This is a genomic window from Nostoc sp. S13, assembly GCF_029379315.1.
Taxonomy (GTDB): domain Bacteria; phylum Cyanobacteriota; class Cyanobacteriia; order Cyanobacteriales; family Nostocaceae; genus Nostoc.
Map to the genome: position 1 here is coordinate 1 of NZ_JAQYWQ010000214.1, position 5644 is coordinate 5644.

The window sequence follows — 5644 nt, forward strand, 5'->3', positions numbered from 1 at the left end:
CGTTTTTGCACCCCCACCAAATTTTCTTGTTTTGTGGTCAACTTTCGTAGTCGCGAGTCTGAATCCCCGACTGATAGCGCCACGGAGAGCGAGTCCGCGTTCGCTTTTAGCGTCTCGTAGAGAGCGTCTTGATTCTGACGAATGTATTCTTCTTCAAATTTTCTAAGTCCCTTATTTCTCAACAAATTCTTTCACCACTGCGATCGCGTCAGGAGGAATCTGCCTAATTAGACGAAATGGAAATGCTGGAGTTGAAGCAAGTTGGGCATAATCTGAGGTGAGAAAGATCGCGTAGTTTTTAGCTTCTGGAGTCATTTGTGCAGCAAACGCCAAAGCTATAGCTTTAACGTACTTGCGAATATCTGCTGCTTGTTCACCCACAACCTCGCCGCCACTAATGGGTGTATTTGGTTGTCCTGCCTGATCCAAAGTGGTACTGGGGTCTTTTACACTCAGATGAGTACCCCCAACTATACCAACTAGCCATTTTTGGGATGGGATTTTTTCAAATCCGACAATCTGTTCAGTTAAAGCTGGGGTGGTTTTATCTGCGGAACTTGCTAAAACTAGGGTAGGAATTTGCACCTTAGTTAACCCAGTTTCGCCAAACATCAGAGAAGTTGTCGGATTGAGAGCGATCGCCTGTTTTATTCTGCTATCCCGTAGTTCGTAGCTATTTTCTGGTAGTTCTTGAGCGATGCACTGCATAACTTCTCCCTCACTGAAGCTAGTCAAGTTCTTTTTACAACGTTGTTTGAGTCGTTCTAGTTGTAACTCAGCGCCAGCAATTTCTAAAGCTGTACCACCACCAAAAGAGTGGCCAATGACCATCGCGTTCGTAGTTGCAAGTTTCCCTTGCAGTGGATGATTAGCCGTTTGGTTGAGCTTTTCTAATTCGTCGAGGACAAAACTAATATCTTGAGGCCGATCCAAAAACTCATGAGGCTTCATAACTCTGGTTTTGCCTTGTAATGCTGAGTTAGTATTTGCCTGATTACTACCGGGATGTTCTAAAGCTGCTACTATATAACCGTGAGATGCTAAATGTTCTGCTAAATAACGCAAGTCGGTGCGGACTGACGCGAACCCGTGAGAAAGGACAATTAGGGGTTTGTCGAGAGTTGCAGCAGTTGACCAATAAATATCAACTGGAATTTGGCGAGCGCGCTTTTGGTCATTCAGGCTTAATTTGAGTATTTGTACTTGAGCGCTTCCTGGTTGGCTGGGATCAAAAGGGAAAGCAATCTGTGGTGTTTTGGGGTCGATTCGGGGAGTGATGGCTAGCATAAATTGCTGGGTACGCCAAAAAGCTGTATTCAAACTCCCTGCAACTATAAAAGCCTGTGGCAAATCAATTTCTAGGCGTTTACTCGGATAAGCCGCGATAAAACTCAGTATAGAAAGACCCCGCGGTGCAGTAGAACCTAATACCAATCCGGCTCTCAGTGCTTGTAGCCCAGCTTTGTCCTTTCGGGCTAAGGCCGTAGCGAAGTCATTAAGAATGCTTGTGCCAATTTGAGTATTAACTAACTTATTAACCGTAACAACATTAATCGGTACATTCATGCCCAGCGCCCCCAAGAGGAAGCGGCGTTGTTCTTCAGATAATCCTTTAGTGTAAGCCTCCAAACTTCCAGAGAATTCCCCAGTTTTTGCAGCATTTTGCAACTCAGCAAGGGAGATGGATTCTGTAAATAAACCCAAACGCACAACAACTGTGTCAGCCGCAATCGCCGAAGTATTTGCCCCGAACTGTGTCAGTACAATCGCGACAAAAAAACTCGCAACTACCTTAAGATTTCCCCAACTTCTTCCCATAAACTTTTATACCAAATGTTACTCACGGGAATATAACTAATATTTGTGTATTTGACTACCGATTAATTACTTATAAATCAAAGGAGATTTTTTCTTGAACTTGATGGCGATGTCTACGACCGACTACGCCTACGTTCTGATATCTTCAAAGCATCTGCTGATCTCAACAGAGCTATATCAAAAGCATAACAAAAACAACGAATTGTAGAATTCATCACAGCTAAAAAATTGAGCATAAATCAGTGTTAACAGCCACAAAAACTCGATTGTTTCTCAGCTAGGTTTAATACTGTAACGGAGCTACTAAAACAGGGTAAGCGATGCCTGCGGCGGTAAACTACGCATCTACAATCTGCACTTTTTGTAGGCTGATATCTTGACGTCAATTTTTTTTTACAGGAAAGTTTAACCGAGTGCTTAATGTTTTGTCTTTGGCCTTTAGAACGTATTGCAGGTAGATAGTCTTACTGCTGTAGCTGCACTATCATTACTCATCAAATTCTACCAGCCGCTTCAACAATTTTTCTTGGCTTTATGCGTCGCAGACTCCGCTATATTTTAATTTTGCTGCTCTCCCTGAGTATTATTACACTGTGGTGGCCTGTGAATGATTCTGATTGCAATTTCGAGGGTTTTCTCGCATCAAAAACCCCAAAATTCCAACTACATGCTACTAAGGTTATTGTTCAGCCGTGGCGTGGTCGTCACCATGTATATGGAATTTTTATGATTCCTGATGAATACAAACAAGCTCCATTTTTTGTGTTAACAGTTCAAGGTGCTGGCAGTTACTGTTCAAAACAATTTGGTTATAAACAAAACTTTGATGATATCTTTGCTGAACCAGGAACTTATCTGGTAAAAAAATCTATTAGAACTCGAAAAACTCTGCGGCTCATTCTCCAAGGTTTGTACTTTCAGGTCAATGATAAAAATAATTGGACGTTGACTTTCCCTGAATCAAAAGCTAGTCAACATAATTCGTAATTATAGTCCCATACCTGTTTGTGCAGTGTGCCGTAGGCAAATAAGGTGAATTCTAGTAATAAAATTACCATAACCGTTGGTTTCGACAACTCTTGGAGACGCTACGCGAACGCTCAACCAACTGAGTGGTCGAGAGTTGAGCGTACCCCTGCTCTTAAGCAAGCTACGTGTAGCTTGCTTAAGAGTTGTCGAAACTCATCAACATAGGTATTTTTTTCATCAGAAATCACCTAAGTATTAAAAAGTGAACAGGGAATGGGCAATAGACAACAAGGTGTTTTGGGTGAGGTTTAAATCCTACCCCTGTCATGGTGAGTAAAATTGTTGGCAAAGAATTCCTCTTGACTCTGTGTTATCTGCGCCTCTGCGGTTAAATAAATTACTTTTTAACCACAGAGAAGCCAGGGCGTTGGGGAGCCAGGGTCTACTGAAATTGTATTTTGTGGAGCCGAAAAGCCTTATTGTGAGGTTTTCAGCTAGCTTAGTTGGGCAAAAGTTTTAGCTCAGACAGATAAGCGATGCCTGCGGTAGTCATTGAGCTTGCCGAAGTGCGGTAAACTACGCCATTATCCTATAATTGTTAGTTAAGCTAATTGTTAGCAGAGCATAGTAAGATTACCCTGATGAAAATTTGGAATAGACAACTAGGCGATCGCGTAAGTAAAATTATCTACCACTATTTACCTGCCTTGCGTTGGCGTAATTTTCGCTTGTTTTTTGGGGGACAGTTGCTATCAATGTCTGGGACATTTATGACCCAGCAGTTAACTATTCCTTGGCTGGTATACGATTTGACTAAATCGGCTTGGTTGTTGGGAGTTGCAGGGTTTGTGCAATTTTTACCTACGTTATTACTGATTCCCTTTTCGGGCGTATTGTCTGATCGCTGGAGTCGTCGTGACTTGTTGATGCTGGTGCAGATATTGGGAATTAGCGTTTCCCTGGCTTTAACGATTCTGACCTTTACGAATTGGATTACGTTTCCCATCCTATTGGTACTGAGTGTTCTCAATGGTATGCTCAAGGGATTAGATATGCCCGTGCGTCATACAATCGTCACCGAAACCGTAGACGATGCCGCCGATTGGAGTAATGCGATCGCCTTGAATTCAGTGATGTTAAGTTCCTCGCTGGTATTGGGGCCCGCGATGGGCGGGATTTTGATTGCGACGCTAGGGGTGAAATATTGTTTTCTCTACGATACCCTCAGCTATATACCTGCCATTTTTACCCTGCTAGCGATACGGCTGAAAGTCAGACCCATGCAGACCCTTACGAGCTTTAGCGATACTTTGCAGAAATTGCGGGAGGGCTTTGAATATGTCTCTAAATTCCAGCCGATTAAAGCAATTTTATTAACGCTGGCGTTACATGGTTTAGTCGGGATGTCTCATGTCGCGCTCATGCCCGTCTTTGCGGCTAAGATTTTAAATGGGGATGCAACTACGATGGCTCACCTCAGCACCTCAGCGCCGATTGGATCGTTGCTTGCTTGTTTGTATCTAAGTGTCAGACGAGGAATTGCGGGCTTAGAGCGTTTGATTGTAGTCGCTCAAGTCTTGATCGGGATGAGTCTGATCTTGTTCTCACTATCGCGTCAAGTTGGATTATCCATAATCATACTGGTGTTTACAGGCTGCTTTGCCATCCTCCAGATTACAAGTAGTAATATGATTATTCAAACCCTAGTTGCCGAAGATAAGCGCGGACGGGTGATGAGTTTTTATGCATTAGCAATGGTGGGTATGATGCCCTTTGGAAATCTGTTAGCTGGAACTTTGGCACATAATTTTGGTGCGACTAATGCCTTGATTGTCTGTGGCAGTCTGAGTATCTTAGGTGCGCTATGGTTCTCTGCACAAATACCAGCAGTGAGCCGTTGGATAGATCCGTTGGATTGATCGCTAACAAGTGATCAGCGGTGGGGCGTGATCCTAGAGTTTGACTATGTTTACGCTGATAAGTTTAGCCAACTGATAGCAATTGCCTTCGATTGGGTGTAGTGATGACGTCAATTGTGGCGTAGGCGTAGCCCGTCGTAGATATCGCTATCAATTTGCTAGCGCATCCAAGTTAAGCCCAATCGCGTACCACAACAATTTTGAACTGACGTTCTTGGGGCAAAATGTAATCCAGTGAACCGTAGCGTTGCAAAGCCCACTCCCGCAAGTCTTGAATGGCACGAGCAAATATCTGATCGGGAATACTCCAAGCTGCACTTTGGATTTTGTTTTCTTGGTTTTCTAGCAATTTACCCACAGTATCTTCAACTCGCCATTGAGCAGCGATTTCGGTGGACAAAGTAGCACCTTGTGCTTGCAACTCTGTTAACACCTCTTCTTCAGTGGCACCGTAGCGCGGTAAAGGATGATTGTAGCCATCCAATATAGCTCTCCAACGCTCAGTAAATTCCCATCTCTGTGAATTGACATCCTGATCAGCGCTAACAGAGGTAGCCTGACCGTGAGTGTAGAGCAAAATACCACCAGGTTTGAGAACGCGACGGATTTCTGCTAAAGCTTGCTTCCAAGCAGAAATCAGGTGAAACACATGAACCGTTAGAGCCACATCGAAGGAATTATCATCAAACGGTAAAGCAGTAGCATCTCCTTTGATTGCTGTTAATCGGTGGGACACACCCTCTAATTTTTGGTAGAGTTCAGCCAACATCTTTTCTGAAACATCTACACCAGTGTATGAATAACCTCTTCTAGCAATTGGAACAGCAATTCTACCAGTGCCGATACCCGTTTCATAGAATTTAGTCTCTGCTGTTGGTGAAACTATAGGACTCCTATTTGATTTCTGAACAAGACTAAGAGAGAATACGGAGAGGTTT

General features: G+C 43.4%; 5 protein-coding genes. 2 read left to right on the plus strand and 3 right to left on the minus strand.

Going from position 1 to position 5644, the window contains the following annotated elements:
- Both PUQ00_RS32120 and PUQ00_RS32125 read right to left on the minus strand, forming a co-directional pair.
- Window positions 1–185: hypothetical protein (locus PUQ00_RS32120; RefSeq protein ID WP_300423992.1), on the minus strand; the 185-nt coding region annotated here is incomplete at its 3' end.
- Complete coding sequence (locus PUQ00_RS32125) at window positions 172–1818, minus strand: alpha/beta hydrolase (RefSeq protein WP_300423994.1); 1647 nt, start codon at window positions 1816–1818, stop codon at window positions 172–174. The genes PUQ00_RS32120 and PUQ00_RS32125, both read right to left, overlap by 14 nt.
- A 534-nt stretch (window positions 1819–2352) precedes the next feature.
- Between PUQ00_RS32125 and PUQ00_RS32130 the strand changes: the two genes are divergently transcribed.
- Window positions 2353–2805 (plus strand): hypothetical protein, encoded by a 453-nt coding sequence (locus tag PUQ00_RS32130; protein ID WP_300423996.1) that lies wholly within the window; start codon window positions 2353–2355, stop codon window positions 2803–2805.
- Window positions 2806–3428: 623 nt separating this feature from the next.
- Window positions 3429–4706, plus strand: coding sequence for an MFS transporter (locus tag PUQ00_RS32135; RefSeq protein WP_300423997.1), 1278 nt, complete (start codon window positions 3429–3431; stop codon window positions 4704–4706).
- A gap of 172 nt (window positions 4707–4878) precedes the next feature.
- Here PUQ00_RS32135 and PUQ00_RS32140 read toward each other — a convergent pair.
- Window positions 4879–5644: methyltransferase domain-containing protein (locus PUQ00_RS32140; protein WP_300423999.1), on the minus strand; the 766-nt coding region annotated here is incomplete at its 5' end.